The organism is Acaryochloris sp. IP29b_bin.148, assembly GCF_028285565.1.
GTDB lineage: Bacteria > Cyanobacteriota > Cyanobacteriia > Thermosynechococcales > Thermosynechococcaceae > Acaryochloris.
The window spans coordinates 1-3,018 of the sequence record NZ_JANQOY010000023.1 but is presented as its reverse complement, the minus strand read 5'-3'; the positions used below and the strand labels follow the sequence as shown (position 1 = coordinate 3,018).

Genomic DNA, 3,018 nt, shown 5'->3' with positions numbered 1-3,018 from the left:
GCTATCGGGTATGGTGAACCCACGTTTGCGGCCTTTTATCCTAATTGTCGAAGTGTATTTGGCTTTCACGATCCTAAATATGCCGATGCTATAGCGCTGCCCGAGGGGCTGCAATACGATGTGATGGGCTGGTATAGCAACGCTGAGCAGAACTATCTGAGTGAATTTTTCCAAGATTTTAAGAACAACTTCAAGGCGGACTTTCCAGATGCAGAATTGACGCTCGAAGCCTTGATGAACAGCATCCAAGAGGAATGTAAGTGGAAATTTGAGTGGGGGAATGAAACGTTTACTCAGGATAGTGAACCCCCGCAGATCCTCTGCTATGGGCGGTTAACCTTTCAACCACCTGCAGACTACTCAGGTCAACCGCCTTTAGAAACCGCTAATATTCGTCTAGCTGTTGCCAACACGGGCACAGAGGCCTTATCAGCTTACCTGGCTGACACGATCGATCCATTTCAGAAAGCGGTGATTGAAGAGCAATTAGAAGCGCTACAGTTTTCCGACAACTTAGAAAGTCAACAGTTAGATATTGGCCCTAAGTTTCAGGAAATTCGTCATGAGGCTGGGTTCAATGCGGTTACGGGCCACTTTTTGTGGAAAGTTCGGATAGAAACACAAACACAGCCATCCTCTTCAGATCCGTCTTCTTCAGATCTGTCTTCTTCAGAAAGAACATCTTCTCAGGCAAAATTTGACATCCCATCCGAAATTGCCGCAGGGCTCAATGATCTCAACCAGCAGCAGCAGCTCTATGATGCTGCATTGGCAGAATTGGGCGCTAGACGTAGACAACTTTTCTCTGATTGGTACAAGTATATGATTTGTGCCTATCCTCCAGAAGATAGCCAGGATGACTATCCTGATATTGATCAAGTTAAGTACTATATCCAGCAACGAGGACTCGAACCCCTATTAGAAAAGGCCCAGGCCACTGGAAATTTAGATTTAGATAATCCAGATAGCTTGCCTCTGACATCAGACTCTGAAAGTTCCCTGGCCTCCGAACTCGCAGGGCTAATAAACGAGGTAGTGGGGGCAATTGATACCCACAATCGAGCCCTTCAAGAAGAATACGAAGCTCTAGATGAGACAGAAAAAGAAAAAGCGTCTCCGCCGCCGACCTATCGGTTGGAATTGGTGAGTGGGCCTCGCTACTGGGAGCCGAAAGAGCCAGTTGTGTTAATGGAAGGGGATGCGGTAGCAGCGGGTCAACGGCATGGTGAAGATGGTCGTTTGAGTGAGGATGGGTTACTTGAGTGCCAAACGCTGACTAATCGGACGATTCAGGAGTTAATTGCGGAAGACTTCAAACTTGTTTTCGAGACAATTAACCAACTTGATCCTCAACTCGTTTCTCAAAGCGAGCAAGAAAATCTCGCCCTTCAAGGCGAACAAGAAAGGAGCGGCTTTAATCTTTGGACCGCTCAACCTTGGAATCCCATTCTGCTCGAATGGTTGGTTGAAGTCTTTCCTGTGGCGGAAGGCGGTAATAAAACGTCCGCCAATCGTAAATATAGTGAAGATTTTCTGACCCGGAATTATACACTGCAGGCAAATGATATTGATTTATCGCCAAGATCTACTCAGGTTGTGGTGGCGGATACGGCGGCGAATCGCATCAAAACGGACCAAGATTCTAATATCTACAGTGGTTCTAGCATTTTAACGCCCTATGCTAATTCACTCTTGCAAATGCGAATTGAGGCGTATTTACAGAAGCACAACATTGAGTTGCTTGCCGAGCAAATTGACGATATTGAGTTGCGGTATGCCAACAAGACTTTTTCAGACCCTATCTATACGGCTATTAAGGCGTATCAGGAGCTACAAAGCTTAAATTGTTTGTCTCAGTCTATCGGTGGGTTTAATGATGCGTTGCTGATGCACAAGCAAACCTTGCAGCTAGAGATTGAAGACCCGATTGGGTTTGCTGATTACCAAGCTTTTACCGCTGACGTGGCGGCAGCGGTTGACGGTGAAGCTGACAGTGCTCCTCAGCCTTTGGATGATTTTAGTCCGATTCGCTCGGGGGAACTGCGGATTATTGATTTGCAGTTAGTGGATACGTTTGGACAAGTTAGAAATCTAGATTGGCAGGATGACTCAAATGAATATGTGATTCGGCCAGAGTATATGCAGGCCACAGAAGACAATCGAATTAAGCTGCCACCTCGCTTTGTGCAACCCACCCGGATTAATTTCCGTTGGCTATCGGCTAATGAGGGAGATAACCAAGAAACCACGGAGGATCCGAGCACTACGCCTATTTGTGGCTGGATACTGCCGAATAACCTGAATGGTGGTTTAACGTTTTACGATAATGCGGGGCAAGCGCTGGGAGCGATTAACGTCAATGGGGAATGGGATGATGTGCCTGGCGAGACGTCCCTGACGACGACAACAATTGAGGGACAAGAAATTCCTAATATTGCCAATCCCCATTTGCACAAAATGGTGAGAACCATCATTATGTCAGGCCCTGAGTTTGTTGAAAACTTTAATCTGTGTCTCAACAATGCGCTGAATCATATCGATCCTGAAAACTTTGCCCAAAATCAAAGTTTGGCCTTACTGATGGGACGTCCGATCGCAGTAGTGCGAGCAGCCGTTAACTTAGAACTACAAGGACTTCCGGCCATTAACCAAGATTGGACTGTCTTTCGTCAAGATATGCAGCAGATGCGATCGCATGAGGAAAGAGACACGGATGATTTAACCGAGGTCAAGGTTCCCATTCGCATTGGAGAGTACCAACAGCTCAATGATGGCGTCATTGGCTACTGGAAAGAACAGCCCGGAGCAGGTGGAGATTATGAGTATGAAGGCAATATTTTCTATGCCCAACAAAGCGATCTGAATGAATCTGACAGGATTGAAACTCAATTTATCGATCCGGCCACAAATCCAGGCGTAGAAGAAGGCCCCATAAATATTATCCAGTCCATTAGCAGTCCTCCCCAACGATTAACGATGTTGGTGGATCCGCGAGGGAGCGTTCATGCCACAGCGGGT

The 3,018-nt window shown here is 46.6% G+C and carries 1 protein-coding gene; it reads left to right on the top strand.

Annotation, left to right across the window (positions count from 1 at the left end):
• Positions 1 to 3,018: hypothetical protein (locus Q0986_RS02285; protein ID WP_299403043.1), on the top strand; the 3,018-nt coding region annotated here is incomplete at both ends.